The sequence below is a fragment of the Luteimonas dalianensis genome, assembly GCF_049339425.1.
GTDB lineage: Bacteria > Pseudomonadota > Gammaproteobacteria > Xanthomonadales > Xanthomonadaceae > Luteimonas > Luteimonas dalianensis.
Genome location: NZ_JBMPPO010000002.1, coordinates 184,287 through 210,887 on the forward strand (window position 1 = coordinate 184,287; position 26,601 = coordinate 210,887).

21 protein-coding genes, 1 tRNA gene and 1 pseudogene are annotated in these 26,601 nt (G+C 65.0%); 12 read left to right on the top strand and 11 right to left on the bottom strand.

Translation table 11 applies throughout. From position 1 onward, the window contains the following. Nucleotides 1–16 precede the first annotated feature (16 nt). The 7 genes and pseudogenes from ACOZ90_RS03070 to ACOZ90_RS03100 all read left to right on the top strand — a co-directional run bounded on the left by ACOZ90_RS03070 (nucleotide 17) and on the right by ACOZ90_RS03100 (nucleotide 9,716). A complete protein-coding gene (locus ACOZ90_RS03070; protein ID WP_422892165.1) occupies nucleotides 17–517 on the top strand; it encodes a hypothetical protein in 501 nt (166 codons plus the stop codon). Continuing rightward, nucleotides 514–1,386, top strand: a complete 873-nt coding sequence (locus tag ACOZ90_RS03075) for a Kiwa anti-phage protein KwaB-like domain-containing protein (RefSeq protein WP_422892166.1) — start codon at nucleotides 514–516, stop codon at nucleotides 1,384–1,386. Before ACOZ90_RS03070 ends, ACOZ90_RS03075 begins: the two co-directional genes overlap by 4 nt. A gap of 358 nt (nucleotides 1,387–1,744) precedes the next feature. Then, entirely contained in the window at nucleotides 1,745–3,010 is a 1,266-nt protein-coding gene (locus ACOZ90_RS03080; protein WP_422892167.1) for an adenine-specific methyltransferase EcoRI family protein, read from the top strand. Continuing rightward, nucleotides 3,007–4,173, top strand: a complete 1,167-nt coding sequence (locus ACOZ90_RS03085; protein ID WP_422892168.1) for a GmrSD restriction endonuclease domain-containing protein — start codon at nucleotides 3,007–3,009, stop codon at nucleotides 4,171–4,173. Before ACOZ90_RS03080 ends, ACOZ90_RS03085 begins: the two co-directional genes overlap by 4 nt. Before the next feature lie 1,085 nt (nucleotides 4,174–5,258). Then, a complete protein-coding gene (locus ACOZ90_RS03090; protein WP_422892169.1) occupies nucleotides 5,259–7,481 on the top strand; it encodes an AAA family ATPase in 2,223 nt (740 codons plus the stop codon). Nucleotides 7,482–7,484: 3 nt separating this feature from the next. After that, the gene (locus ACOZ90_RS03095) at nucleotides 7,485–8,756 is read left to right on the top strand and encodes an McrC family protein (protein ID WP_422892170.1); all 1,272 of its coding nucleotides are present in this window, start codon (nucleotides 7,485–7,487) and stop codon (nucleotides 8,754–8,756) included. 67 nt (nucleotides 8,757–8,823) lie between these two features. Next, nucleotides 8,824–9,716 (top strand): annotated as a pseudogene (locus ACOZ90_RS03100) (zinc-dependent alcohol dehydrogenase family protein). 36 nt (nucleotides 9,717–9,752) lie between these two features. On the opposite strand, the gene yjjJ reads toward ACOZ90_RS03100, so the two are convergent. The 4 genes from yjjJ to ACOZ90_RS03120 all read right to left on the bottom strand — a co-directional run bounded on the left by yjjJ (nucleotide 9,753) and on the right by ACOZ90_RS03120 (nucleotide 13,560). Beyond that, a complete protein-coding gene (gene yjjJ, locus ACOZ90_RS03105) occupies nucleotides 9,753–11,162 on the bottom strand; it encodes a type II toxin-antitoxin system HipA family toxin YjjJ (protein WP_422892171.1) in 1,410 nt (469 codons plus the stop codon). 169 nt (nucleotides 11,163–11,331) lie between these two features. Next, a complete protein-coding gene (locus tag ACOZ90_RS03110; protein ID WP_422892172.1) occupies nucleotides 11,332–11,871 on the bottom strand; it encodes an SRPBCC family protein in 540 nt (179 codons plus the stop codon). Continuing rightward, a complete protein-coding gene (locus tag ACOZ90_RS03115) occupies nucleotides 11,864–12,250 on the bottom strand; it encodes an ArsR/SmtB family transcription factor (RefSeq protein ID WP_422892173.1) in 387 nt (128 codons plus the stop codon). Before ACOZ90_RS03115 ends, ACOZ90_RS03110 begins: the two co-directional genes overlap by 8 nt. 32 nt (nucleotides 12,251–12,282) lie before the next feature. Further along, complete coding sequence (locus tag ACOZ90_RS03120; RefSeq protein WP_422892174.1) at nucleotides 12,283–13,560, bottom strand: FAD-dependent oxidoreductase; 1,278 nt, start codon at nucleotides 13,558–13,560, stop codon at nucleotides 12,283–12,285. A gap of 161 nt (nucleotides 13,561–13,721) precedes the next feature. Between ACOZ90_RS03120 and ACOZ90_RS03125 the strand changes: the two genes are divergently transcribed. The 4 genes from ACOZ90_RS03125 (at nucleotide 13,722) to ACOZ90_RS03140 (ending at nucleotide 16,873) form a co-directional block, all read left to right on the top strand. Next, nucleotides 13,722–14,126 carry a hypothetical protein gene (locus ACOZ90_RS03125; RefSeq protein WP_422892175.1) on the top strand — a complete coding sequence of 135 codons (405 nt, stop codon included), beginning with the start codon at nucleotides 13,722–13,724 and terminating at the stop codon, nucleotides 14,124–14,126. A gap of 100 nt (nucleotides 14,127–14,226) precedes the next feature. Next, entirely contained in the window at nucleotides 14,227–15,897 is a 1,671-nt protein-coding gene (locus tag ACOZ90_RS03130; RefSeq protein WP_422892176.1) for a hypothetical protein, read from the top strand. Next, entirely contained in the window at nucleotides 15,890–16,537 is a 648-nt protein-coding gene (locus ACOZ90_RS03135) for a hypothetical protein (protein WP_422892177.1), read from the top strand. The genes ACOZ90_RS03130 and ACOZ90_RS03135 overlap by 8 nt, the downstream gene beginning before the upstream one ends. A gap of 138 nt (nucleotides 16,538–16,675) precedes the next feature. Beyond that, on the top strand, nucleotides 16,676–16,873 hold the full coding sequence (locus tag ACOZ90_RS03140) for a hypothetical protein (protein ID WP_422892178.1): 198 nt from the start codon (nucleotides 16,676–16,678) through the stop codon (nucleotides 16,871–16,873). 132 nt (nucleotides 16,874–17,005) lie between these two features. Here the strand turns inward: ACOZ90_RS03140 and ACOZ90_RS03145 are convergent, their stop codons facing one another. Together ACOZ90_RS03145 and htpG are read right to left on the bottom strand one after the other, a co-directional pair. Then, entirely contained in the window at nucleotides 17,006–17,464 is a 459-nt protein-coding gene (locus ACOZ90_RS03145) for a PA2169 family four-helix-bundle protein (RefSeq protein ID WP_422892179.1), read from the bottom strand. A 151-nt stretch (nucleotides 17,465–17,615) separates the two neighbouring features. After that, nucleotides 17,616–19,508: a molecular chaperone HtpG gene (gene htpG / locus ACOZ90_RS03150; protein WP_422892180.1), complete on the bottom strand. Its 1,893-nt coding sequence runs from the start codon at nucleotides 19,506–19,508 to the stop codon at nucleotides 17,616–17,618. A gap of 153 nt (nucleotides 19,509–19,661) precedes the next feature. On the opposite strand from htpG, the gene ACOZ90_RS03155 reads away from it, so the two are divergent. Further along, entirely contained in the window at nucleotides 19,662–23,093 is a 3,432-nt protein-coding gene (locus tag ACOZ90_RS03155) for an amidohydrolase family protein (protein WP_422892181.1), read from the top strand. Nucleotides 23,094–23,299: 206 nt separating this feature from the next. On the opposite strand, the gene ACOZ90_RS03160 is transcribed toward ACOZ90_RS03155, so the two are convergent. The 5 genes from ACOZ90_RS03160 to ACOZ90_RS03180 all read right to left on the bottom strand — a co-directional run bounded on the left by ACOZ90_RS03160 (nucleotide 23,300) and on the right by ACOZ90_RS03180 (nucleotide 26,600). Next, nucleotides 23,300–24,181 (bottom strand): carbon-nitrogen hydrolase family protein, encoded by an 882-nt coding sequence (locus tag ACOZ90_RS03160; RefSeq protein WP_422892182.1) that lies wholly within the window; start codon nucleotides 24,179–24,181, stop codon nucleotides 23,300–23,302. Next, nucleotides 24,178–24,789, bottom strand: a complete 612-nt coding sequence (locus ACOZ90_RS03165) for a GNAT family N-acetyltransferase (RefSeq protein WP_422892183.1) — start codon at nucleotides 24,787–24,789, stop codon at nucleotides 24,178–24,180. The genes ACOZ90_RS03160 and ACOZ90_RS03165 overlap by 4 nt, the downstream gene beginning before the upstream one ends. A gap of 1 nt (nucleotide 24,790) precedes the next feature. Next, nucleotides 24,791–25,192: a ketosteroid isomerase-related protein gene (locus ACOZ90_RS03170; RefSeq protein ID WP_422892184.1), complete on the bottom strand. Its 402-nt coding sequence runs from the start codon at nucleotides 25,190–25,192 to the stop codon at nucleotides 24,791–24,793. Between the two features lie 190 nt (nucleotides 25,193–25,382). Continuing rightward, nucleotides 25,383–26,441, bottom strand: coding sequence for a selenide, water dikinase SelD (selD, locus tag ACOZ90_RS03175; RefSeq protein ID WP_422892185.1), 1,059 nt, complete (start codon nucleotides 26,439–26,441; stop codon nucleotides 25,383–25,385). A gap of 63 nt (nucleotides 26,442–26,504) precedes the next feature. Next, nucleotides 26,505–26,600, bottom strand: a tRNA-Sec gene (locus ACOZ90_RS03180). Between the last annotated feature and the right edge of the window lies 1 nt (nucleotide 26,601).

Here is a 26,601-nt window from a genome sequence, read left to right on the forward strand (position 1 = left end):
TGGTCTGGGGGAGGCCTTGAGAAAGCCCATTCGCGTCGCGCTATTTGCATCGGCCCTCGCGCCGGCAATGGTAATACTGTCGATTAAACATCTTTTTCAGCCGGATCCTCCTTCGGAGGCCGTCTATTGGCTGGTCGGAGGTGCGCTCGCATTGATACTCCCCTTGCTCATTATTCGGGCCTTGCTCCAACGGGCAGAGGTGTTGCCCGTGGCCGTCAAAAAGGTAGAAAGCCTCGAGTGGCCAATGTTCGTCGCGGCAGTTGGGTATATGATTCCGCTGGTTGGCATGACATTTGATCAGCTCACCTTGATCCTGGTTTTGGCGATAGCCGCCTTGGCGGCGCTCGACTCCATCCCGTTTCATCCTGTATTGCACCTGTTTAGATTTCGTTTCTACAAGGCTGAACTGGCCGGCGGCGTCGTCTACTGGTTAATAACTCGCCGTAGGGTGCTAGATGCGTCTTCGATAACAAAAATAAGGGAAGTGGCCCCGGGACTAATCATGGAGGAAAGATGATTACACTTTTCGCTTTCACAAAGGACCCAGCGCAGCGGCTGGTTCGATTTGAATTGGATGCCTCTCTGCAGACCGAGTTGACGGAGTACTTTGAGCGTCAGGCGGCAGAGTTTGATAGGTGCGACGAAGTGTTGTTCGACGGCAACTATAGGCCGGATTCTGATGAGTGTTTATACATTTCAGATTTCGACGACATAGATGCCCTAAGCGAGGCGGTCGCGAATCCGATGACCGTGCCGGTCGCCGCGCAAACAGAAAGCTTGCTTCAATCTATCAAGTCCCTTTTCTTTGGAATTAATGGGCCGCAGGGATGGGTGGTTTATCTGCAGGCATTTGATCGACGTCGCTTAATTTCTAACAAGGGGTTTTCTATATTTCACTCCGGCGACGTCTATAAGCGCCTAGAAGGAACGGGCCTTACTATTGACCACCGAGTTGTGGCTAAGTTGGATGGGCAAAAGTTGAGCTTCCGTAGCTTCTTCCTTGCGCGCCAAATATTTGATTTATCCATCTACTATCAAGAGGCGACAGACGCTGACATTACGGAATTCGCAAATATCAGCCAAGTAAAAGTGACAGATATCGACCAATTTAAAGAAATCAGCGATTCGTGGGTAAGAAGGAAGGTCTGGCTAATCCAGCAAAGTAAGATTCTCGAGAAGGTTCCGCCTGACGAACTGCGAGCGGCCGCAGAAGGTTTCAAGCTTGAGATAAACCACGAGCGAGACGCAGAGGGGGCGGAGCAGCTTGTGATTCCGTCAGACAAAAGACAGTTAAAAAGCTTACTTCGATTTCTAGATGAAGACTACTATACCTCTCCGTTATCGAAGACTAACTTTATGACCAATTCGAAGGTGCAGTTGGAGTAAGTATTAGTCTTCATCGACCTCATCAAGGGACACAAAAAATAGCTTGATTGCGCTCGCCCCTGCGAAGGACTCAGCGACGAAATAACTGTACACTCCTAAACCGGGTGCGAGGCGATATAGCGGCCTAGTCCCTTTGCCTCTGCGATTTTACGGATGGAAGTCTCTACGAAGACGCTGCCGAATCTTACAGCCAGAAGTCGCGCTCGTTGCGGTGCTGGCGAAAGCCGTGATTAAGATGAAAGAGATAAAGCCAGCCTGACTGCTACGTTTTTATTCATTTCCGTAAATAAGTGGCTACGCCATCTATGTTAGATCGCCAGGTAATCCAACCACCTGTGATCGGGCAATAAGAATAGCTATGACCAAATCATCATCATTCCGAACCGGACGAAACAAGTCGAAATCGAGTTTGGCCCCCAGGGTGCGTACCGAAACACGCGAACCACTGAATCGTAAACTTACCGCTGCAAGGGAAGCCAAGCAGGACGAGTTTTACACGAGATTCGTTGACATCCAAAAAGAAGTTGAAGCCTACCTCGAGTCCGATCCTAATACGTTCCGAGGCAAGGTAGTGTATTGCAACTGCGACGATCCATTTGAAAGCAACTTCTTTAAATACTTTGCTGCAAACTTCAATAAGTTGGGCCTAAAGCGTCTTCTGACGACGAGTTATGATGGTTCACCTATCGCCGGTGCTCAACTTAAGTTTGGAGAGTATGAAGCGGAGAACGGCGATCGCCCAAAGCCTAAAGCGGTTGCCCTCTCACTTGAAGAAGTGAAGAGCGAGGATGGGGCGAGTTCAGCTGGAATTGCGGACGTTAGAAGATTTTTAGAAAAAAATCCACACACGCGATCGGCTCTGTCCGGCGGAGGTGATTTTCGAAGTCCCGAGTGTGAAGATTTGCTTAAACAGGCGGATATCGTGGTGACAAACCCGCCATTTTCGCTTTTTAGCGAATACGTGGCTCAGCTGATGCGTCATAAGAAAAAATTTTTGATCATCGGAAATACAAACGCCATAACATATAAGGATGTCTTTCCTCATATAAAAGCCGACAGAATGTGGCTCGGCTGCACCAATTTTAACGTGGGGATGTTCTTTGAGGTTCCAGACAGCTGGAGTAAGTTTCACCATATAGATCCTGAAACGGGCAAGAAAATTGCACGTGTTTCGACTTCCTGCTGGTATACCAATCTCGATCATGGGCGTCGTCATAAGCCATTAAGTCTTATGACGATGGTAGATAACCTAAAGTACAGCCGAGGGCTGAAGGGCAAGCAGACGTACGATCGATATGACAACTACGATGCCATTGAGGTTGCAACGTATAAAGAGATTCCTCTCGACTATGACGGGGTAATGGGGGTGCCAGTCACCTTTCTCGACAAGTATTGTCCGGAGCAATTTGAAATTGTAGGGACGCTTGAATCGAGTGATCCGGATAACCCATATCGCACGAAGTGGTACTCTGCGCAGGATCAGCGGGATGCATACTTTAGGCGTTTCGGGAAATCGGGGAGCATTCCGTTGAACATGTCTGGGGTCATCAATGATAGAAAGGTATACAAGCGCATTTTGATAAGGCACCGTCGTCCGTCACGACGTGAGGGGGCTAAAAAGTGATTACAACGCTGCGCACCGACCTAACTGTGGCCGCGATATGTGATGGCTTCATCTACAATCAGTTAGAGGGCAAGGGGCTCTTCGGCCTCAGCGGCAAGCTGACTATCCAGCCCGAATACCAGCGCAACTACTTGTATGCGGATGCGGGCGGCAAGCGGGAGGCAGCTGTAGTTGATTCGCTTCTTAAGGGATATCCGCTCGGCCTTATTTACTTCAACAAAGTTGGCGAAGACAAATACGAAGTTCTTGATGGTCAGCAGAGAATCACCAGCATTGGCAGGTTCGTCACAAATAAATTTGCGGTGATGGAGGGCGGAAACCCTCAATATTTTAGTAGCCTGTCTGGAGATAAGCAGCAAAAAATACTTTCGACAAAGCTTCTCATTTACGAATGCGAGGGCACTGAGACAGAGATTAAACAATGGTTTGAGACAATCAATATTGCTGGTGTGCCGCTCAATGCGCAGGAGCTGTTGAACGCAATCTATTCGGGGCCGTTTGTGACGCTCGCTAAGGCTGAATTTAGCAACAGCCAAAATGCGAATATACAAAAGTGGAGTGCCTATGTTCGAGGCGCTGCTAACCGTCAAGACTTCCTAGAGCGTGCCCTGGAGTGGGTGAGTCGGGGAGACGTCGGCGGTTATATGAGCCGGCATCGCAACGATCACGATATCGAAGAGTTGAAGTCCTATTTCAACGCCGTGATCGACTGGGTTTCTAGTGTTTTCAAAGATGTTGAAAACGAGATGAAAGGGCTGGAGTGGGGTCGGCTCTACGAAGAGTATCACTCGCACTCGTTCGATCCAGCAAAGGTTTCCGATGAAGTTAGGCGGCTGTATGCGGACCCTTACGTAAAAAACCGGCGTGGCATTTTCGAATATATTCTCGGCGGCCAGAAAGATCCAAAGCTTTTGGATGTTCGCGTGTTTGATGAAGCGACAAAACGGGCTGTTTATGCCCTGCAGACAGAGGGTGCAGAGTCAGATGGTTCTTCCAACTGCCCCCACTGCGCGGTCGGGCACGCAAGTAACGCGCGTAAAATATGGAAGTTCTCGGAAATGGAGGCGGACCATGTTTCGGCATGGAGCAAGAACGGAGGTACTCACGCTGACAATTGCCAGATGCTCTGCGTGACACATAACCGGGCTAAGGGAAATCGGTAGCATCCAAGTTCCCCTAATCATAAGCGTCCCGGGGAATATGGGCGTGGTGAGCGTCCCGCGCTTAAGGCGGCGTCGGATGTGGCATGAGCTTTGGAACTGGAGGGGTTGAAATTACATCCTCATGAGGATTGAGCATGCTAACGTTCACCTACGTTAGCAACGAAACTAGGTTGTGATGGGATGGGGGAACCAACAGCAGCTTCGTCTGCCAGCACCGGCTCAGTGGCAATGGCCGCGTCGGCTGCGGTGGGATACGGCCATCTCGTAGGTGGGATCTATCTCATTGCGTTCTGGGCAAGGTTCGGACTCCAGCCATTTCAGCATGGCGGCGTTAGTGAACTCATTCCCGCCGGAATTGCTGCCGTTGGAGTGCTCATCATCCTAGTGTTCCTTGGGGCCGCCGTCGGGCAAATCATCGGACGAGCCCTCACGGCGCCCACTGTGCCGCGATATATCTCAGTGCCCTTGGTAGGTTTGATTATCGCCGGCTTTGCCGCCTTCTTCATTTGGGGGCCGGCGTCGCGCTGGTGGCTGGCGCTCGGCTTACTTCTCCAATTCGTCGTAACGGCGTGCTTCCTGAGACTCCCGCTGCTTCCTGAAAGAATTAGGACATTCGGCGTCGCTACTGGTATTGCGGTTGTGGCCGGATATGCGCCGGCAACTGCAGCTTTTATAGCCAATCAAGATGCAGACAGAGCGATCGCGGAAAATAGGGGGCGCGTAATATCTGTGGAGACCACCGGCCTGCCGCCCACGAGGGACCCTCTCCTTAAGTTCGTCGGTCGACTGGGCGAGAGCGCAGTTTTTTACGCGCCATGCAGCAGCAAGACTTGGGTCGTTCAGGCCCATGCCGACCAGGTAGTGGTACATAGACCCGCGACACCAAAAGATGAAGGTCTATGCAATTCACGGGCAAGGTAACCGCTCTCTTTCGGTGGGCTCGTCACCACTGTCAGCAAGGCAAAGTCACCGCAAGATCGCCGGAGAATTTGCCCCGTGATGGGCGCTGGCGCGTGTCTCGGAGTGTCTGCCGGGCAATACAATTGCTCAGTCGACCCTAAACACCCTTGGTTACAGGATCCAGCATGGCGCTCCATATCCCTCCGCACGACGCCCCACCAATCATCGCAGCAGCCCGCGAATGGGTGCAGACCAGCCTGGTTAACGACGGCAGTGTCTTCGGGACCGGTTCGATAAGCACGGCTGAAAACTATGATGCGCTGGACCGTTACTTCGTCCAGCGCCCCGATGCCGGCGAAGGGAGTTTCTACGAGAAGTTGCGCACCCAACTCGCGGACGCGCCGCCCGAGGCGCGGAAGCTGATGGCGGAATTGCTGTGGGCGCTGTTCCTGTTCCCCAGCAATATCGGCGAAGAGACCAAGCGTGCGGGAATTCTTGAGGTGTGGGACTGGTCGGGCGAATCGCTTGACCCCTCGCACCCAATGTTGTCCAGCAAGCTGATGGACGGCATTGGGTCAGGCGGCATGGGCGTCAACAGCAACCGCTGGAGAGAGATGATTTATCTCGTCCGGCTTGGCCAATCGATCAAGGCAGTTTCGCAGGAAGAACGTGCGGGCATCTTCGCTGACTACGACCGATTCGTCTCGTGGGTAGAGACACTCCCGGACAGCGGTGATCGACAGTTTCGACACATGCTCCGGTATTTCCTGTTTCCCGAGCGCGTGGAACGCATGTCCAGCAACGGTGATCGCCGTAAAGTGCTCGCAGGATTTGGCGAAGCTACGCTCAAGGAAACCCGGCATTGGACCGACAGGCAGCTCGATGACGCATTGCTGGAGTTGCGTGGGAAGCTGGAAGATCGCTATGGGACACGGGAGCTGGACTTCTACCTGGAGCCTTTGCGGGATCAATGGAGGAAACCCAACGACCCGGACGAACCTGCAGGGGAAGAAGACGAGAATGACGGCCCCGGTATGGAGGTGCGGGAACCGATATCCGGATACCGGGGTGCCGGCTCGGAACCGCCGCGTAATCTGATCCTCTACGGACCACCCGGCACTGGCAAGACGTGGAAGTTGCAACAGCTCTTCCGTCGCTACACCGATCAGCCCGCCGATGTGGACAGAGCAACCTGGGAACTGGGGCTCGTTGCCCGCTATGGCTGGCGTGCGGTGATTGCCGCCGCACTCGCAGATCTCGGCCAGGCGGTCAGGGTGACGACGCTTGAGCAGCATCCTCTCGTCAAGGCCAAGGCAACACAACGCAAGCGGAGCAACGTGCGCGCAAGCCTATGGGGATACATGCAGACCCATGCACCGCCGGAGGTAACAACCGTCAACGTGGCTGATCGTCGCCCGCCATATCTGTTCGTCAAGACCGAGGAGTCCGATTGGGCTGTCCTGCCGGATTGGCGCGATGTGGACTTGGAAGCCGCCGACTTGCTGGACACGTGGCGAGCAGGCCCGGGCGTTGCCGGGCGCCCGGTGCCGCGCTACCGGGTGGTGACATTCCATCCTTCCTACTCGTACGAGGACTTTGTCATCGGCCTGAGGCCTGTTGTTGGTGACAGCGGTGCGGCGGCGGGTTTCAGGATGGTTGACGGGGTGTTCAAACAAATCTGCGCGGAAGCCCGCTCCAATCCTGGCAAGCGGTATGCGCTGTTCATTGACGAGATCAACCGGGCGAATATCGCAAAGGTGTTCGGCGAGCTCATCACGCTGATCGAACCAGGGAAGCGCGCGCGATACGACGCAGCGGGGAATCTGGTGGCGGGAATGGAAGTCCAGCTGCCGGGCACCGGCGACGAGGACGGGGAGGCGGAACTCTTTGGGGTGCCGGAGAACCTCGACATCTACGGCACCATGAATACGGCCGACCGGTCGATCGCCTTGCTGGACATTGCGCTACGGCGGCGTTTTGCTTTCGAGGAAATGCCGCCCGACTACAAAATATTGCAGCGGCAAATCGATGGAGTGGATCTGGCGCGGCTATTGGAGGAGATCAACCGGCGGTTGGAGTTTCTTGCCGATCGCGATCGCCTGATCGGACACGCGTACTTCATCCACGTCAGCGACCTGGAAGAGCTGCGTACTGTTTTCCAGCTGCAGGTCATTCCGCTGCTCCAGGAGTACTTCTTCGATGACTGGAGCCGCGTCGCCCTTGTGCTCTCGGCGCGCGGCGGGCGCTCTCCGTTCCTGCGCGCGGATGTTCTCGATGCGGTGGAGGTGTTCGGTGATCGTCGGGATCTCGATATGGGGGAGCACACGCGCTACACCCTGACTCCGGTCTCAACCTGGAGCGCAGACACCTTCCGATCGATCTACGAATCGCCTGAAGCAATTACGTGAGCAATGCACGGGCGAACGATCACGCTGCTTGAGCACGAGCGCACTCCGGTCGGATCGGGGGATGCCGCCCTTTCTCCGGCAGAGGCTGAGCGCCTTGTAGCGCTCAGCGAAGAGCGCCCGGGCTTCGTTGTGATGGGGCACCGGTCCCTGAAGCTCTCCCAGTTCGTCGGGCTGGTGAATCTGGGCAATGGGCGCGTCCTTGAGATTCTGCCGAAGGTCGGTGAGCACCGTGACCCCGCGCGAGGCCGCGGCACGTTGCTCAGGCTTTTGCGCGAGGCGTATGACCTGCCCTTGTTTTCTGGTGGGGAGGTGGACCACGGTCTCCTGGAGCGTGAACTGCTGGACGTGTTTGTCCTTGCATACCTCCGAACGCTTGCGACCCTCATCCGCGCGGGACTCTTGCGGCGGTACGAGGGCCGTGAAGAGGATCTGGGAGTAATCCGCGGCCGCTTGCTTTTGAAACAGCAAGTCACGGTGCATGCGATGCGTATGGATCGGATCGCATGTCGCTTTGATGATCTGACGAACGACAATCCTTGGAATCAGGTCCTCAAGGCGGCGCTCGTTGCGGTGAGGCCCTGGGCGCGGGGCCTGGAATCAGGACGTCTTTGGCTGGAGATGGCGGCCGCATTCGATGAGATCGAGTTGCGCAGCGATGCCCTCGCATTGCTGCGACAACTCACTCCCAATCGCCAAGCCAGGCACTATGACTCTGCGCTGCGATGGGCCGGATGGATCCTGCAGCTGTTGTCCCCAGATCTTCGCCGCGGTACCAGTTCTGCGCCCGAGTTGCTGTTCGACATGAACCGGCTCTTTGAGGCGGCGGTCGCAGCGAAATTCCGGCGCCAGGCCCGTTCCTCTGGACTCCAGGTGCACGCGCAGGCGCGCGGGCGGCATCTGGCGATCTCATGCGCCAAGCCCGAGCAAGGTCATTTCGAGCTCCGGCCAGACCTTGTCCTAAGGCAAGGCGATGAAGTTCTTGCAGTTGCTGATACCAAGTGGAGCGCTATCGAAAAAAACCGCCGCGGCCATCTGGTACCAGCCGGTCACCATGCCTACCAGATCAATGCCTATGCGGCTGCCTATCCCTGCAAAGAGATGGCGCTGATCTACCCTTGGTCTGAAGGATTGGCCGGCGCGCTTGCGTCCAGTTACCAACTCCCGGATGCGTCTGGTAGAGCGCCCTTGCTTCACGTTATCTGTGTTGATGTGGAGAAGGATGGGCTGCCGCTGCGGCTCAGCTCCGAGTCGCCGGTCTTCGCCAATTTGGGTTGAGTGGTGCCGCCGCGAGCACGTGCATCACTAGCATCCAGCAGGGTGCTTAAGAAAACGGGAATCTGCCATGACCATCAAAACCCTCTACATCCCCGCCGGCGGCGGCTTCGACAACGTCACCGTCGAATCCACCCAGCCCGTCGATCCCGGCCCCGGCGAGATCACCGTCCGCCTGCGGGCCAGTTCGCTCAACTACCACGACTACGGCGTGGTCAGCGGTGCCATGGGGCCTTCCGAGCGCCGCATCCCAATGTCCGATGGCGGGGGCGAGGTGATTGCGGTGGGCGAAGGCGTCACCGAGTTCTCCGTTGGCGATCACGTGGTCAGTACCTTCTTCCCGGACTGGGTGGATGGCGAGGCCCGGGTGGAGGGCTTCGGGCGGGTGCCGGGCGATGGCATCGACGGCTACGCGCGCGAGCAGGTGACGGCGCCGGCGCAGGCGTTCACCCTGGCGCCGCGCGGCTGGAGCCATGCCGAGGCGGCCACGCTGACCACGGCGGGGCTGACGGCCTGGCGGGCGCTGTTCGTGCACGGCGTGTTGCAGCCGGGGCAGGACGTGCTGGTGCTGGGCAGCGGCGGGGTGTCGGTGTTTGCGCGTGGGGCATGACCGTGCGCAAGCTCACCGGCGGGCGCGGCGTGGACCACGTGATCGAGGTGGGCGGGCCGGACACGCTGGCGCAGTCGATGCTGGCCACCCGCGTGGCCGGGCACGTGTCGGTGATCGGCGTGCTGACGGGCGTGGAATCGAAGCTGCCGCTGGGCCTGGCGCTCTCGCGCCACCTGCGCCTGAACGCCTTCGTGGTCGGCAGCCGCAGCGACCAGCAGGCCATGGTGCGCGCGCTGGAGGCGAGCTCCATGCGCCCGGTCATCGACCGGCACTTCGCGCTGGAGGAGCTGGTGGAGGCGTTCCGCTACCAGGAGAGCGGGCGGCACTTCGGCAAGATCGTGATTGATATCTGAGGCAGGCAGTCGCTTGCACCGGGACACGGCTGCGGCTCAGTGGGCCGGGGCCGCAAACGTGCGGGCAAATCGCGCCACCACCTCCAGGTTTTGGGCCGCAACCGCCCGCAGTTCGCCGGAATGGATGCGATCGGCACCATGCACCTGTTCCCAGAACCGGATCGCGATCCCGGCGGCACGCGCGATATGGCTGGTCTGCCCGGTCCGTTCGGGCGGACCGAGGCGCAGCGGTACGGCCGGGCGCACGGCGCCGGTGCGCGAGGGCGCCAGGTACATGGGCAGCATGTCGTAGGCGGGCGCAAGGGCGAGCGGGCCGGCGTCGGTGAGATGGAAACCGAGGTTTCCGGCGTGCATGTCGCTGTTGCCGATGAAGCGGCCGAACCAGTGCAGCTCTGCCATCCGGTCGACGGTGCCATCGTCGATCAGGCCTTGGGCTGCAAGCTGTTCTCCGGCGCCTGGCCAGTCGTGGCCGCCACTGCCGACGAAGGCTGCATCCAGGGCCAGCAGGGATACGAATCCGCGCCGGCCAATGTGGTCGGGCGTGCGGTCGAAGCGGCGGACTTCCAGGCAGAGGTGCCTTTCGGCGTCGACCAGTTCGGATTCCGCGGCGGGCAGCCCCGCCTCGCGCAGGCAGGCCAGCGCGATCTGCTCGCAGGCAAGCAGATCGGCCCAGCGGGCCGCCGCCTGGCCATTGTCGTGGACGGCGAACTTCACCAGTGCGGCGTATCGGCCGTCCGGACGGGTGACGGTGCTGGTGAACTTGGGCTGCTCGCCCCCCGGGGAGGAGCCGATCTCCTCGCCGGCCAGGGCCGCGTCGGCCCATTCGGAGTAGCGGGTGCGCCGGCCCGCCGCGTCGACAAGGTCTGGTGGCGCGTCCAGTTCGGCCAGTGCGAGCTCGACCGCGTGGCTGCCCAGCAACAGGTCCCCGATCGCAGTGCCGCCGGTGCGGGTGATGGCGAGCAGGGTATCGCGCAGCTGCCAGCGGTTGAGGTCGGTCGGTACGCCCAGCCCCGGACCGGCACGATGGGCCAGGCTGCGGCCGAGGAAGCCCTGCGGCCGCAGGTCGTCCAGGAACCAGGGGAGCCCGGGAAAGTGCCCGGACACGCGCTCCACGGGCCGGACGAGGTTGGGCCGCTCGCCCGACGGCTCGAACTGGAACCGTCCGCCGCGCAGGAGGTAGAGCGTGCCAAGCTCTTCCAGCGTGGCATCGGGCCGCATCCGCCACAGGGGCCAGGCGCTGCCCGTGTCGGTGCTCGCGCGCGCGACATAGGCCGTGGCGCGCGCGCGTCCCACGCGCAGGACCTGGTCACCGGCCTCGCGCACCAGCCGGCCAAGCACCGGCCGGCTGATACCCAGCTCGCGAAGGATGTCGGAGGCGGGTACGGCTTCGCCGCTGGCTAGAACGGCCAGCAGGTCGTCCGGGGTGGCAGATGGGGGGCGAGCCATATCGAGGCGCAGTTTCTTTACGATTCAGAAACGATATCAGACGTCTGCTCAGGCGTCGACCGCGGCGTTACCGGAGTTGCTGACGGTATCGCCCCGTAGTTTCTTTACGATTCTTTCCGCTATCTGACGCACGGCCCCGAGCGTCCGGGCGCTGGCCAGCGGTGCCGGCTCAGCTTCGCTGAAGCATCTCCGCGATCCGCGCCTCCGCCTGCGCGTGCAGCGCCCAGAAGTCCTCCACGCCCTCGCCCCGGATGCGCCGTTCCAGCACGGCGAGGTGCGAGTGCCAGCCGCCGCCGAAGTTGAGCGCATCGCCGGGGCCGCGCAGGCCGGTGTGGGTGAGCACCAGGCGCGTCCGGTCGTTGCCGGCGTCGGCGAGTTCGAAGGTGACTTCGCCGGCGTCGCCGTTCTCCCAGGTGAAGGCCAGCACGTTGGGCGGTTCGCAGCGGGTAATGCGTTCGCTCCAGCTGTGGCCGATGTAGGGGCGGTAGGGCTCGGGCGTGGGCACCTCGCGGTCGGAGAGCCGGTCGTGGTCCATGGTCAGGCCGATGCTGCCGCCCACCCGGGCGTCGGTGGGGCCGGCCATGAACCAGCGCGCGCGCAGCCCGGGGTCCATCAGGAACTGCCAGACCCTGTCCACGGGCGCGTCCAGCAGCCGCTCGAACCGCAGCGTGGCAGGGGTGACCTGGTCGGTATGCCGGGTGTCAGTCATGGTCGTTTCCTCGTGGGGGTATGCCGGGTGGGGTCTGCCGGGTGCGACGCGCCGCTGGCGCGTCGTCCTCCTTCAGTGCGCGCTCGAGGGCGTCGAGGCGGGTGGTCCACAGCTGCTGCCACTGGCCCAGCCAGTCGCTGGCGTCCTTCAGCCGTTCCGGCCGGATCCGGCACACCTGCTGCCGGCCGACCTTGCAGCGTTCGATCAGCCCCGCCTGTGCCAGCACCGCGACGTGCTTGGACGCACCGGCGAAGCTCATCCTGTGCGGCGCCGCCAATTCGCCGATGGATTTCTCGCCCAGCATCAGGTCAGCGAGCATCCCGCGGCGGGTGGGATTGGCCAGCGCGGTGAAGGTGCGATCGAGATGTTGTTCAACCATGAGGTTGAGTGTCCCGCCGCGCGGGGGGATTGTCAACTACCTGGTTGAAGGTTCCGGGCCGCTTGAATCGCAGCGCCCTCCAGCATTGCCGGCCCCAGCGCATCCACGAATTCTTCTTCCAATCCCAGCCTGCCCACCAGTCCGCGCTGCGTGCCGGTGAGCACCCGCAGCATCTGCCCGCGCCCGCCCGGCAGGCGGCCCATGGGCAGGAAGGCGAGGTCGCGCATCTTCGCCACGGAATCGAGGTCGGACTGGAACACCGGCGTGAGCCAGCGGCTCCAGAGCTGGTAGATCCACACGTGGGCACGCCGTTCGCGCTGATAGGCCTGCAGCGCGGCGCCGATGGATGCGGATTCGCGCAGCGCGCCGGCGAGTGCTTCGGCATCAAGCAGCGCCATGTTCACGCCCTGGCCGAGCTGCGGGCTCATGGCGTGGGCGGCGTCGCCCATCAGCACCACGCGGCCGCGGTGCCACTGGCGCATGACGGTGTCGCCGTAGCGGGCGCGCGCGAGCTGGCCGGGCCCGGTGATGCCGGCGAACACGTCGCGGGCCTCGGGCCACAGGCTGTGCAGCTCGTCCATCCACGGCGCCAGGCCCTCGGCCTCCCACTGTTCGAACGCGCTGGTATGCAGGCTCCAGAAAAAGCTCAGCCGGCGCGTCGGGTCGCCGGGCCGGCCGCCCACCGGCAGCAGGCCGATCATCTTGCGCGCGGCCACGTAGCGCTGGCGCAGCTCGGCCACGTGTGGCCACTGGCCGGCGGGCAGCAGGCACCACAGCGCGCCCCAGGGATAGGGCTTGTCCACGCGTGGCGCGCTGATGGCGCCGCGCAGGCTCGAGGCGGCGCCGTCGGCCACCACCACCAGGTCGAACGGGCCGTGCACCTCGCCGCGGGCGTCGCGCAGCAGGCCGGCTTCGGCGTCCACGTCGACGATGTCGCAACCGGCATGCAGGGCGCTGGCGCGGCCGGGCCAGGCGGCGTCCAGGATCGAGAACAGCGCGCCGCGCTGCAGGCCCACGCCGAACAGGCGCGATTCCATGCCGGCATAGCGCATGTCCATCACCGGGCGCCCGCAGGGCGTGTCGCCGAACAGGCGGTCCACGCGGGCACCGTGCGCCATCACCGATGGCAGCAGCCCCATGCGCCACAGCACCTGCAGGCCGCTGGGCTGGAGCAGGAAGCCGGCACCTACCGGGCCGGGCTCGGGCACCCGCTCGAACACGCACACCTCGTGGCCGTCGCGGCTGAGCCACACGGCGGCCGCCTGACCGGCGGTGCCGTAGCCGACGATGGCAATACGCAGTTGCTTCATCCCCTGCCGCCACTCCCCTGTTGAACGGCCGCGCGTTTGCACGCGCTGCCGGCGATTGTGCCTGTTTTCGCGCGAGCCTTCCGCACGCCCACCCCAATCGCAGGCGACGCACGGGCAGCGGTTCACGGGCGCATGAGCGCGCCGGTGCGAGGCTTGCGGCCATGGATGGCGCCGATCCGATCCTCTATCTGGTCTATGTCGACATCGACGTTGCCGGGCATCCGGAGCCCTCGCCGGATCTGGTGGAACTCGCGCCCGGGCTGTACCTCTCCGAGTCCCACTGCACCCGCTCGCAGGTCTACCACGCGATCAAGTGGCGTTTCGCGCCGCGGCGCCTGCTGGTGGCGCCGCTTGCCGACGACCCCAAGTTCAAGGGCATGGAACCCGGCGTGCTGGCGTGGTTGCGCCGGCGTGCGGCGGAGCGGCAATCGTGCACTTGCTGCTGCTTGGAGCCGCGTTCGCGCTGTCCGCTGCTCATACACGCGATCCGGTGGACGCGGTCTACGGCGGGGCGGGGACGCTGCTGGCATTCGCGTGGCTGTGGGTCCTGCGGCGCTTCGGAATGAAGGCGCTGCCGGCGGCCCCGACCTAGGGTCGGCCCCGGCTGGTAGGCACCGCGCCAGGCGTCCAGCATCAAGGATCCGCAGGAAGCCCGGAACTCCGGCCATGACCACCCTGGAAACCGCCACCAGCACCCTGATCCAACACTATGACCGCGCCGCCACGGCCGATACGTCGCTGCTCAGCGATGCGTCCCTGATCAGCCGCTCCGACCTGGAGGCGATTGCCGAAAGCAACGACCCGGCCATGCCGCAGGAGCTCCGCGAGGCGGCGCGCTTCCTGCTTGGCAGCGAAGTGGCACGCAACTACCTGGACGTGGCGGCCGGCAAGGGCGACGTCGACGGACGCATCAGTCGTGATGACCTCCTGGCGGCGGCCGCCGAGATCAGCGCCGGCGAACACTATGGGCACGTGCTGGATACCGCCGCGCAGGACCAGTCGGCATGGTGGAACCCGTTCTCCGGCAGCGGCCGCGATGGCGAGGTGAGCCAGGCCGACGTGCAAGCGGTGCTGGACGATCCGGGCGCGCCGCAGGAGCTCAAGGACACGATCGCCCTGCTGCAGCTTGGTGGCGCCAACGACATCGCCGCGGCGGTGGGCAGCCTGGGGCCGGATGGAGTCGTCGCGGCGGCCGCGCTGCATGAATCGCCGGAGTTCGCGGCGCTGCCGGAAGGCGACCGTGCGCTGGTGGCGCAGGCGGTGGCCGGCTCCGGCGATCCAGCGGCGGTCCAGGACCTGCAGACCCTGATCCACGATCCCTCATTCCAGGCAATGACCCCGGCGCAGCAGACCGCGGCGCTTACCGAGGTCGCCGTGCAGCAGTCGCCGGAGTTCCAGGCCCTGTCCGCGAGCGACCAGCGCCTGGTTAACGACGCGCTGGCGGCACGCAAGCCGGGCGATACGGACCTGCCGGCGGCCATCATGTCCCTGCTTGAAAGCGCGGACTTCCAGGACGACACGGACTTCAGCGCCGCCGAGCGCACCGCCTTGCTCAGCCAGGTAAGCAACTACCCGGATACGCGCGTGGTCGAGAACCTGGAGGCGATGCTGGGCAAGCAGTGGATCCGCGACTTCGACTTGGGCGACACCCAGCGCGCCTTCAAGACCGTGGCCTTCCTTGCCCAGCATGATGCGGGCGACCAGGAGATCATCTCCAATACCCTGGACCTGTTCCTGGGCGAGTCGGCGCCGTACCGCTTCGACTTCAGCGAGAACGCGGCCTATGGCTCGGTGCCCTTCAGCCCCGAGGACCTGTTCCGGATCAATCCCCGTTACATCGGCGCTGACAACAACCCGGTGGACACCTCGGCCGCGTCCGCCCATTCCGGCGAGCTGCGGGTGATCGGCCACACCTTCGTGCATGAGGTCAACCACATGCAGAACTGGGACCGCAGCCTGTCGCTCAATTCCTCCTACGGCTTCCACGAGGAATACCGCGCCTACCACGTGGGCGTGAAGGCCCAGCACGGCGGTGAGCCCAGCGTGGCCGACGTGATCGACCGGGTGGCGGTGTTCGTCAATCCCGGCCCGGGCTACTCGCACCTTGCGGACCTGCTGGCCGCCGGCGGCAGCGACGCGGAAGACATCGCCGGGTACCTGAACACCATCCTGGGCCGCGACGACATCACCCCGGACAACGCCGTGGACGAGGTGAATGCGCTGGTGGATGCCAAGAAGGACGCCGAGGACGCCGGCGAGCCGCTGCCGCCGGAGCTGACCCGGCCGGCCGGGGTTACCATCGGGCCCCCGGGCACCAACAACGTGACGAATGGGTAAGCTTGCCCCGGCCATCGCCTGCTGCCTGCTGTTCGCGGTTCCCGCCGCCGGCTGTGCGCAGCATCCGGGCGATTCCAGCGGAGTGACCGACAGCGTGAGCGAGCAGCAGTTGCACGAACAAGTGGACCGGCAGGTCGCCGCCGCGGCGGCCGACATGTACGGCTGGAACCCCGCCGACACGGTGGCCGAGCCGCTGGCCGGCACCGGCGGTGACACCTGCCGCCTGCTGGGCGTGCGTTCGCCCAGCGCCCTGCCCAGCATCAACCGGACCTGGGCGGTGGTGCACGGCGAGGTGGTGGCGCCCGGAACCGCGGGCGCGCTGGAGCAGGTGCTGGGTGCCTGTGATGCGGACGCTTCGGCCGATGTCTGGGCCGAGGCGGTGGCCGCCTTCGGCACCGACGTGCCGCCGGGCTACGTGGTCCGCCGCGAGCAGGAGATCTCCAGCCTTGCCCACCGCCGGGCCCGCGAGGCCGGCGGCTACGCCTTCCATCCGCCGCGCTTCAGCCGCGATGAGGCCGGCGTGCGCGAGGTGGAGTTCTTCATGACGGACGTGGAGGGGGCGGGCCTGTACCAGGTGCGCGCCGCCCGTGAAGGCGACGGGCCGGTACGGGTGGCGGCGGAACCGGCCGGCGGCCTGTAGCGCGCGGCCGGGGCTGTACCGTTCAGAAACCAGCGGAAAACAAGCCGTATTCAGGACTTCCGGCCTCACCCCTTGCGCACGTTGGAAGGCGCTTACTGGTCTTCCGGCACCAGCCGGACCCCAAGGCGGAGCAGTGAGATGACCAACCAGCAAAACACCAACCAGAACCAGAACCGCGACCAGGAGCAGGACCAGGAACGCGGCCAGCGGCAGGGCCAGCAGGAGCAGGGGCAGCGCCAGGGCCAACAGCAGCAGCCTGGCCAGGGCCAGCAGCAGGAACGCAACCAGCAGGGCCGGCAGCAGGGCGAGGATCGCCAGCAGGATCAGCAGCGCTGACGGGCTCTGACCTCCCCCACGCGGCCCCGGAAACGGGGCCGCTCTTGTTTCCGGGCCTTTCCACGCCCTGCGCATCAAAGCAAAGCCCCGGCGCGAGGCCGGGGCTTTTCGTTTACCGCAGCTGGAGCTTGATCACCGGGCGTCCTTCAGCGCCATTTTCCGGTTGCGCATGATGTCGTGGCATTCGGTCACGCGCGGCAGGTGCCGCTGGGCCGCGGCCTTGGCGGCCGGAGGCGTGTCGTTGTCCTCGATGGTGTCCCTGAACGCCTCAAGCAGCTTGTCCTCAACCTCTTCAAGCTCGGCCACGTAGGCGTAGTCCTTGTCGCCCAGGGCGGCGCGCACGTTGGCATAGGCCTGGCGCATCGAACCGGCCATGGTGCCCTTGTCGGCCGGCTCGCCGCCGATCGCGGACACGTCGGCCGTCAGGCCGGTGACGATCTCGCGCTTGTGGCCGGCCATCTGCGTGAACAGGGTGGACAGCTCGGGGTTGTCCACCTTGGAGGCGGCCTCGGTATAGAACTCGCTGCCGTCGCGGGCCACTTCAATCAGGTCGTTGAGCGAATGTTCGATCCGGTCGGTGTTGTTGTCCATGGTGTTGCCTCTTTGGGGGAAGTGGCGACCACCGTGCACCTGCGCCGATGAAATCCGCGTACAGCGCGCACCCGCGGATGCGCTGCAGGGCATCCGGCGTTGGGGTTTGTGGAGCCGCGGTCAAGCGGCCCCGCCCTCAACGCCGGCCGCTTCAGCCCACCAGCAGCCGGTTCATCCTCTGCACGAACGCGGCCGGGTCCGGCAGCGGCGCGCCTGCGGCGATCTCGGCCTGCTCCAGCAGCAGCGTGGCCAGGTCGGTGGCGACGGCCTCGTCGGCCTCGCCGTCGATCCTCGCCAGCAGCGCGTGCCGTGGGTTGATCTCCAGGGTCGGCTTGCTGTCGGGCACGTCCTGTCCGGCCTCGCGCAGCAGGCGCGCCAGGTGCGGGGCCATTTCCCACTCCGACAGCGTCAGGCACGACGGCGAATCGGTCAGGCGCGCGGACACGCGCACGTCTTCCACGCGATCGCCGAGCAGCTTCTTCACCTTTTCCACCAGCGGCGCGGCGGCCTGTGCGGCTTCTTCCTGCTGCTTCTTCTGGGTCTCGTCCAGCGGCAGCTCGCCCTTGGCCACGCTCTTGAGCGGTTTGCCGGCGTACTCGCTGAGATGGCCGAGCATCCACTCGTCGATGCGGTCGAACATCAGCAGCACTTCGATGTCGCGGGCCTTGAACGCTTCCAGCTGCGGGCTGCCGGCGGCGGCGCGGTAGCCGTCGGCGGTTATGTACCAGATCGCGTCCTGGTCGCCGGCCATGCGGCCGATGTAGTCGTCCAGCGAGATGGTCTGCGCCTCGCCCTCGCCCTTGGTCGAGGCGAACCGCAGCAGCCTGGCGATCCGTTCGCGGTTGCCGGCATCCTCCACGATGCCTTCCTTCAGCGTGTTGCCGAAGGCCTTGAGGAAGGCGGCGAACTTCTCCGGCTCGTCGCGCGAGAGCTTCTCGATCATGTCCAGCACCCGCTTCACGCAGGCGCCCTTGATGCGCTCCAGCTGGCGGTTGTGCTGCAGGATCTCGCGGCTGACGTTGAGCGGGAGGTCATCGGAATCCACCACGCCGCGCACGAAGCGCAGGTAGTTGGGCAGCAGCTCCTCGGCCGCGTCCATGATGAAGACGCGCTTGATGTACAGCTTCAGCCCCTTGCGCTCGTCGCGCCCGCCCATCATCAGGTCGAACGGCGGCTGCGAGGGGATGTAGAGCAGGGTGGTGAAGCTCTGGTTGCCCTCCACCCGGTTGTGGCTCCAGGCGGCGGCGTCGTTGAAGTCGTGGCCAAGCGACTTGTAGAAGGCCTGGTAGTCCTCGTCGCTGATCTCGTTCTTGGGCTTGGTCCACAGCGCCGAGGCGTCGTTGACGGTCTCCCATTCCGGGGCGGTGTCCTGCTTGTCTCCGTCGTCCTCGCCTGTCGTGGCCGCCTTGGGCATGCGGATCGGGAAGGCGACGTGGTCGGAGTACTTGCGCACCAGCGAGCGCAGCTTCCAGTCTTCCAGGAACTCGTCCTCGCCTTCCTTCAGGTGCAGCACCACGGTGGTGCCGCGCTCGGGCAGGGCGATGTCTTCCAGGCTGTATTCGCCGCGGCCGTCGCTCTCCCACTTCACGCCGTCCTCCGGGGCGGCACCGGCGCGGCGGGTCAGCACGGTGACGCGGTCGGCAACGACGAAGGCGGAGTAGAAGCCAACGCCGAACTGGCCGATCAGGCGCGCGTCGGCCTTCTGCTCGCCGCTCATCGCCTCCAGGAAGCGGCGGGTGCCGGAGCTGGCGATGCTGCCGATGTTGGCCACGACCTCGTCGCGGCCCATGCCGATGCCGTTGTCGCGCACGGTGATGGTGCGCGCGTCCTTGTCCCAGTCGATGTCGATCCGCAGCTCGCCCTCGCCGGCCAGCAGCTCCGGGTTGGCGATGGCCTCGAAGCGCAGCTTGTCGCAGGCGTCGGAGGCGTTGGAGACCAGCTCGCGCAGGAAGATTTCCTTGTGCGAGTAGAGGGAATGGGTGACCAGGTGCAGGACCTGGGAGACTTCGGCTTCGAATTTGCGGGTTTCGGTGGTCGTGGTCATGGAATGCTGGCCAGGGTGGTTGCTCCAACCCTGCGATATGCGGCCCGCGGTCACTCTTTCAAGTAGGCGCGCCACGCGCGGCCGGTACTTTTGTCCTGTGCCCGGCGCCGGCCGGGCCGGTATGTTGGCGGGATCACCATTCTGGATGCCCGCATGACCCGCAACGTCCTTGCCCTCGCGCTTGCCTGCGCGCTCGCCCCCTTCCCCGTCCTGGCCCAGGATCCGCCGCCCCCGCCCACGCCGGTGGAGCAGCAGGAGCCCCGGGAGCAGGAGGGCGACAACGTCCAGCTGGAGCAGGACGCGCTGGATGCGGCCGGGGTGGACGAGGCCGACGCGCCGCTGGAATCGGCCCGCGGCCTGCGCGCCGACCCGGACGCCGCCGAGGACAACGGCACGTGGAGCGTGGAGTCCACCCAGGGCCAGGCCAAGACCGTGCGCTTCGAGACCAGCGAAGGCACCTGGATGGACGTGGACGTGTCGCCCGACGGCCGCACGATCGTGTTCTCGCTGCTGGGCGACCTGTACCGGATGCCGGTCAGCGGTGGCGCCGCCACCCGCATCTCCAGCGGCCGCGCCTGGGACATCCAGCCGCGCTGGTCGCCCGACGGCCGCCGCATCGCCTTCACCTCCGACCGCAGCGGCGGCAACAACATCTGGACCATCGCCGCCGACGGCAGCGACGCGCGCCAGGTGACCGATGAGAGCTTCCGCCTGCTCAACAACCCCACCTGGACGCCGGACGGCGAGTACATCGTGGCCCGCAAGCACTTCACCTCGCGCCGTTCGCTGGGCGCGGGTGAGCTGTGGCTCTACCACGCCGGCGGCACCAGCGCCGGCATCCAGCTGGTGGAAAAGCCCAACGAGCAGCAGGACATCGGCGAGCCGAGCGTGTCGCCGGACGGCCGCTACGTGTACTACTCGCAGGACGTGAGCCCGGGCGGGGCGTTCGATTACAACCGCGACCCGCACGGCGTGATCTATTCCATCAAGCGCTTCGACCGCCACACGGGCAAGATCGAGGACGTGGTGCGCAGCCCCGGCGGCGCGGTGCGTCCGCAGGTGTCGCCCGACGGCCGCTCGCTGGCCTTCGTCAAGCGCGTGCGCGACAAGAGCGTGCTGCACCACATGGACCTGGCCAGCGGCGAGATCCGGCCCGTGTGGGACGGGCTGAGCCACGACCAGCAGGAGGCCTGGGCGATCTTCGGGCCGTACACCGGCTTCAACTGGATGCCCGATTCCAGCGCGGTGGTGCTGTGGGCCCAGGGCGGGCTGTGGCGGGTGGACATGGGCAGCGGCGAGGCGGCGAAGGTGCCCTTCACCGCCCAGGTCGAGCAGGTGGTCTCCGAGGCGCTGCATTTCGCCCAGCAGCTGCCGGAGGGCACGTTCAACCCGAAGATGATCCGCGACGTGGCCACCTCGGCCGACGGCGGCACGCTGGTGTTCCATGCGCTGGGCCAGCTGTGGCGCAAGGCGCTGCCCAGTGGCACCCCGCAGCGGCTGACCAGCAGCCGCGGGGTGTACGAGTACCAGCCGGGCTTCAGCGCCGACGGCCGGCAGATGGTCTACACCAGCTGGACGGACGAGGGCATGGGCGCCATCCATGTGCGCGGCGCCGGTGGCTCCAGCGTGGGCCGCAAGATCACCGAGGAGCCGGGCTTCTACTACCACCCGCGCTTCTCCCCGGACGGGCGCCACGTGGTGTACAGCCGCAGCGGCGGCAGCGGCCTGACCGGCAGTCTGTGGTCGAATGAGCGGGGCATCTACGTCATTCCGGCTTCCGGCGGCGAGCCGGTGCGGGTGGCCGAGTCCGGCCAGTCGCCGCAGTTCAACCACGACGGCACCCGGGTGCTGTACCTGGCCGGCGGCGGCATGGAGAAGAAGCTGATGTCGGTGGGCCTCAATGGCGAGGACCCGCGCGAGGTGTTCGACCTCAAGTACGTGGACTCGGTGCAGATCAGCCCGGACGGCAAGTGGGTCGCGTTCACCGAGCTGTTCCACGCCTACGTGGCGCCGATGCCCGAGGCCGGGCGCACCATCACCCTGGACCGCGAGACGCGCGCGCTGCCGGTGCGCCAGGTCAGCGCCGACGTGGGCAGCTACCTGCACTGGGCGGCCGATTCCAACTCGGTGCACTGGCTGGTGGGCGACCGCTACCACTCGCGCCGGCTGGACCAGACCTTTGCGTTCCTGCCGGGCGCGCCGGCCGAGATCGCCGAGCCCGCGCCGGGCGGCGGCATCCCGGTCGGGCTCGAGGCGCCGGTGTATGCGCCGGATGAGGTGGTGGCGTTCACCAACGCGCGCATCGTGACCATGCGCGATGCGGAGAACGGCCAGGAAGTGATCGAGAACGGCACCATCGTGCTCAACGGCAATACCATCGCGGCGGTGGGCGCGGCCGGCGAGGTGCAGGTGCCGGCCGGCGCGAACGTGATCGATGCCAGCGGCAAGACCATCGTGCCGGGCATGATCGACGTGCACGCGCATGCCTCCAACTTTGGCTCCGGGGTGGTCCCGCAGCAGAACTGGGCGTACTACGCCAACCTCGCCTTCGGCATCACCACCCTGCACGATCCGTCGGCGACGACGGAGTTCGTGTTCTCGCAGTCCGAACTGCTGCAGGCCGGGCGCATGGTGGGCCCGCGCATGTTCTCCACCGGCACCATCCTTTACGGCGCCGATGGCGGCTTCAAGGCCGAGATCGACTCGCTCGACGACGCCCACAGCCACCTGCGCCGGATGCAGGCCAACGGGGCGTTCTCGGTGAAGAGCTACAACCAGCCGCGCCGCGACCAGCGCCAGCAGGTCAACCAGGCCGCGCGCGAGCTGGGCATGCTGGTGGTGGAGGAAGGCGGTTCCACCTTCCACCACAACATGACCATGATCCTGGACGGCGCCACCGGCATCGAGCACAACCTGCCGGTCGCCCCGCTCTACGGCGACGTGGTGAACCTGTGGAAGGAAACCGACGTGCGCAACACGCCCACGCTGGTGGTGAGCTACGGCGGGCTGTCGGGCGAGTACTGGTGGTACGCGCGCGACAACGTGTGGGAGGACGCCAAGCTCAACCGCTTCTTCCCGCGCGAGACGCTGGACGCGCGCTCGATCCGCCGCGAGATCGCGCCGGACTGGGACTACAACCATATCCGGATCGCCGAGGCGCTGAAGACGGTGCGCGACCAGGGGGTGAAGGTGCAGGTGGGCGGCCACGGCCAGCTCCAGGGCCTGGCCACGCACTGGGAGATCTGGATGCTGACCCAGGGTGGCTTCAGCAATTTCGAGGCGCTGCGGGCGGCGACGATCGATGGGGCCGACTACATCGGGTTCGGGTCGCAGCTGGGGTCGCTGGAAGTGGGCAAGCGGGCGGATCTGGTGGTGCTGGACGGCAATCCGCTGGAGAACATCCGGCACACTGCGGACACGCGCTATGTGATGGTGGACGGGCGGCTGTTCGATGTGGCGGCGGACATGGCGGAGATCGGCAACCAGGCGGTGCCGGCGCCGACGTTCTACTGGCAGCATCACGGGCACGGGCAGACGTTTGGTGAGACCTTCGGGCCTACCTCCATGTGCCACGGGGTGCATTGATCGATCGGGCCAACAGCCCCGCCGTACTTTAGTGCGGCGGGGCTTTTTTGTGCTCGTCGTTGAGGGGGCGACGGTGCTTCGCTTGAGTTCGCGGTGACCTGATGGGCCCCGCCGCGGCCGGGAGGCCTTTTTGCTCCATGTCCCCCGCCCGACGCCCCCGCGTCATATCAGGGGTGCTCTTCCCTGATGGGAAAGGGCCTTCTTCGCTATTCCACTACGGCCCGGGTGATTGCGGGAAGGGACTGTCCCGACCAATCGAGGTCATTGGCAACCTGGGCGCCTTCGCGCGTTCCTTCGAGCGCGGGAATGTCGATGTCGGCGATCGCCCACTCGCTGTTGGATCCGCGGGTGCTGGCGATGATGCCGTCCGCGGGCATGCCGTGGTCCATGGGGGCGTAGATGGCGGCTTCGCCGGTGTTTTCGTCGAGGGCGGGACTCCAGGGGGCTTCGCCGGCGGTGACGGCCTTGGCCACGAAGAAGCGGTTCTCCAGCGCGCGTGCCAGGCAGCCGACCTCCACGCGGGTCGCGCCGGCGGGGGTGTCGGTGCAGCTGGGGACCAGCAGAAGTCGCGCGCCGGCTTCGTACTGGGCGCGCACGGGGAGGGGGAATTCGGCGTCGTAGCAGACCGCGATGCCGGCGCGCACGCCGGGCGCGGCTTCGAATACCTTGAGCGCGTCGCCGCCCTCGATGATGCCCAGCTGCTTCTCGAACCCGGTCAGCTGCAGCTTGTCCTGGTACACCCGGCGGCCATCGGGCGCGTACCACCAGGCGCGGTTGCGGAAGCGGCCTTCGCCGGTGGCGGTGAGGAAGGTGCCGGCCTGGATCGACAGGCCCAGCTCGCGCGCCAGGTCGCCGTACAGCGCGTGCCAGGCCGGCTCCAGCGGCTGCAGCGCGGCCATCGAGGCGGCCAGGTCCAGGCGCTGCTCCGGCGGCTGGCCGGCGGCGAGCTCCAGCGACAGGTATTCGGGCAGCACGGCGAGCTGGGCGCCGGCCCTAGCGGCTTCGGACAGCAGCGCGCGCTGCCTGTTGGCGAAGGCCTCGAAGTCCCCCGGTGCGCCGATGACGTATTTCGCGGCGGCAATCTTCATGCGTCGGGCTCCAGCGGTCGCAGCCAGTAGGTGAGGGTCTTTTCGGACTCCTCCGTTTCGCCGTGTTCCTTCCAGGCCAGGCGCATGGTCATGCCGGGTTGGCGCTCGTAGCCGCGGCCGATCCAGAAGGCGTCGTTGTCGCGCGCGCCTGTCGGGCGGCGCGGGTCGTCAGGGGCGCGGTCGACGGCGGCGAAGGCGGACCAGCGGAACCGGCCCAGCGCCCGCGCATGCGCTTCGCGCGCGTCGAAGAATCGGTGGCCCAGGCCGCGGCCGCGGTACCCGGCCAGCAGCACGGATTCGGCGCAGTAGAACACCTGGTCGACCGGGATCCCGCGCGCGATGAACGGCCGGTGGAAGCCTTCATCTTCGTCGGCCAAGGGCAGCCCGGTGGATGCGCCCACCACGCGGTCGCCGTCCAGCGCCAGCACGCAGATGCTGTCGGGGGTGTCGACATAGGCCTGCAGGTATCTGGCCTCGTAGTCGAAGTCGCCGTCGTAGAGGTACGGAAACTCGCGGAACACGGCAATGCGCAGGCGCGCGACCTCCTCGAGCCGTGGCGCGATGTCCCTGCCGGTCAGGACCTGCGTGCGCAGCGGCGTTGCGGCCACGTCAGCGCGAGACCTGGGCAATCCAGTCCTCGAGGTTGTAGTAATTGGTGACCCGGGCGATGCGGCCGTCACGGACCTCGAAGAATGCCCCGCCGGGCAGCACGTACTGCTGGCCGCGGGCCTCAGGCAGGCCGGCGTCGCTGGCCTTGTAGGTGCCGTGTACCACGTATTCGGCGGCCGCGCGGGTGCCGTCCGGAGAGGCCATGACGGCGACGTCGCGCAGCTGCTCCGAATAGTTCGCATCCATGCGCGCCAGGAAGGTGCGGAAGGCGTCGCGCCCGGTCTCTCGCGGGCCCTGGTTGAGGTCGTGGGCGACGTCGTCGGTCAGCAGGGCAAGCATGCCCTCCCAGTCGGCCCGGTTGAAGGCGTCGTAATAGGCGTTGATGAGTGCGATGGTTTCCATGCGGCGAAGTATACCCCCCTCCAGTATCCGAGACCTGGATATCGAGCGCCGCGTGGCCCGTCGGGTTCGACGGCAACGCCGCGTGGTGTCCCCGTAGGTCGGCCCTACGCGGCCGACGCGAGGGATGTCCGGCCCGCGGCGAACGCGGGGGTCGGGATGGTACGTCGGGCGTCGGGGGCGTAGGCCCGGCCTACGAGACTTCCACGCGCGCTTCGCCGGCGCGGGTTTCGCCGATGATGGAGGCGTCCGCGAAGCCGTGCTTCTGGAAGGTCTCCAGCACCTCGCCCAGCGCCTGCGGGGCGCAGGAGACCAGCAGGCCGCCGGAGGTCTGCGGATCGGTGAGCAGGTCGCGGGCGGTCTGGTCGATGCCGGCGCCGAGCTCCACTCCATCGCCATACGACGCCCAGTTGCGCCCGGAGGCGCCGGTGACCACGCCGTCAGCGGCCAGCTCGCGCACGCCCGGCAGCCACGGCAGGTCCTCGAAGCGCAGGCGCACCGTGAGCCCGGCGCCGCGTGCCAGTTCCAGCGCGTGGCCCAGCAGGCCGAAGCCGGTGACGTCGGTCATCGCATGCACGTCGGGCAGCGCGGCCAGCGCCACGCCCGGGCGGTTGAGCCGGGTGGTGGCCTCGATCATCGTCCTGTAGCCGGCGTCGTCCAGCACGCCGCGCTTGAACGCGGCCGACATCACGCCCACGCCCAGCGGCTTGCCCAGCACCAGCAGGTCGCCGGGGCGGGCGTCGGTGTTGCGGCGGATGCGGTCGGGGTGGGCGATGCCCATCGCGGCCAGGCCATAGATGGGTTCAACCGAGTCGATGCTGTGGCCGCCGGCCACCGGGATCCCGGCATCGGCGCAAACGTCTTCGCCGCCGCGCAGGATCGCGGCGATGTCCTCGTGCGGCAGCGCATTGATCGGCATGCCCACGATGGCCAGCGCCATGATCGGATTGCCGCCCATGGCGTACACGTCCGACAGCGCGTTGGTGGCGGCGATGCGGCCGAAGTCGTAGGGGTCGTCGACGATCGGCATGAAGAAGTCGGTGGTGGCGATCAGCGCCTGCTCGTCGTTGAGCCGGTATACCGCGGCATCATCGGCGGTGTCGTTGCCGATCATCAGGCCGGGCCAGGCCTGGGTCGGGGCGGCGCGCTTGAGCAGGCCGGCCAGCACGCCGGGCGCGATCTTGCAGCCGCAGCCGCCGCCGTGGGAGAGCGAAGTCAGGCGGGGCCTGGCGGTATCGGGGGAATCAGTCATGGGCCCAGTATCGCCCGCCGCGCGGGGGTGCGTCATGCGGATGGCAGGCGCGTGGCCGGGGGGTGGCGGAAGGCAACAGGAGTCGAACCTGCCTGGGAGCGGCTGACGCCCCCAACCGGGTTTGAAGCCCGGCCGCGCCACCGGGCGCGCTTGCCTTCCA

Coding starts and splice junctions, on each gene's coding strand:
- ACOZ90_RS03095 (WP_422892170.1), top strand. CDS start 7,485: ATGCACGGGCGAACGATCACGCTGCTTGAGCACGAGCGCACTCCGGTC.
- ACOZ90_RS03135 (WP_422892177.1), top strand. CDS start 15,890: ATGGGTAAGCTTGCCCCGGCCATCGCCTGCTGCCTGCTGTTCGCGGTT.
- ACOZ90_RS03075 (WP_422892166.1), top strand. CDS start 514: ATGATTACACTTTTCGCTTTCACAAAGGACCCAGCGCAGCGGCTGGTT.
- ACOZ90_RS03145 (WP_422892179.1), bottom strand. CDS start 17,464: ATGGACAACAACACCGACCGGATCGAACATTCGCTCAACGACCTGATT.
- ACOZ90_RS03115 (WP_422892173.1), bottom strand. CDS start 12,250: ATGGTTGAACAACATCTCGATCGCACCTTCACCGCGCTGGCCAATCCC.
- ACOZ90_RS03130 (WP_422892176.1), top strand. CDS start 14,227: ATGACCACCCTGGAAACCGCCACCAGCACCCTGATCCAACACTATGAC.
- ACOZ90_RS03090 (WP_422892169.1), top strand. CDS start 5,259: ATGGCGCTCCATATCCCTCCGCACGACGCCCCACCAATCATCGCAGCA.
- ACOZ90_RS03080 (WP_422892167.1), top strand. CDS start 1,745: ATGACCAAATCATCATCATTCCGAACCGGACGAAACAAGTCGAAATCG.
- ACOZ90_RS03140 (WP_422892178.1), top strand. CDS start 16,676: ATGACCAACCAGCAAAACACCAACCAGAACCAGAACCGCGACCAGGAG.
- ACOZ90_RS03120 (WP_422892174.1), bottom strand. CDS start 13,560: ATGAAGCAACTGCGTATTGCCATCGTCGGCTACGGCACCGCCGGTCAG.
- ACOZ90_RS03110 (WP_422892172.1), bottom strand. CDS start 11,871: ATGACTGACACCCGGCATACCGACCAGGTCACCCCTGCCACGCTGCGG.
- ACOZ90_RS03160 (WP_422892182.1), bottom strand. CDS start 24,181: ATGAAGATTGCCGCCGCGAAATACGTCATCGGCGCACCGGGGGACTTC.
- ACOZ90_RS03170 (WP_422892184.1), bottom strand. CDS start 25,192: ATGGAAACCATCGCACTCATCAACGCCTATTACGACGCCTTCAACCGG.
- htpG (WP_422892180.1), bottom strand. CDS start 19,508: ATGACCACGACCACCGAAACCCGCAAATTCGAAGCCGAAGTCTCCCAG.
- ACOZ90_RS03125 (WP_422892175.1), top strand. CDS start 13,722: ATGGATGGCGCCGATCCGATCCTCTATCTGGTCTATGTCGACATCGAC.
- selD (WP_422892185.1), bottom strand. CDS start 26,441: ATGACTGATTCCCCCGATACCGCCAGGCCCCGCCTGACTTCGCTCTCC.
- yjjJ (WP_422892171.1), bottom strand. CDS start 11,162: ATGGCTCGCCCCCCATCTGCCACCCCGGACGACCTGCTGGCCGTTCTA.
- ACOZ90_RS03155 (WP_422892181.1), top strand. CDS start 19,662: ATGACCCGCAACGTCCTTGCCCTCGCGCTTGCCTGCGCGCTCGCCCCC.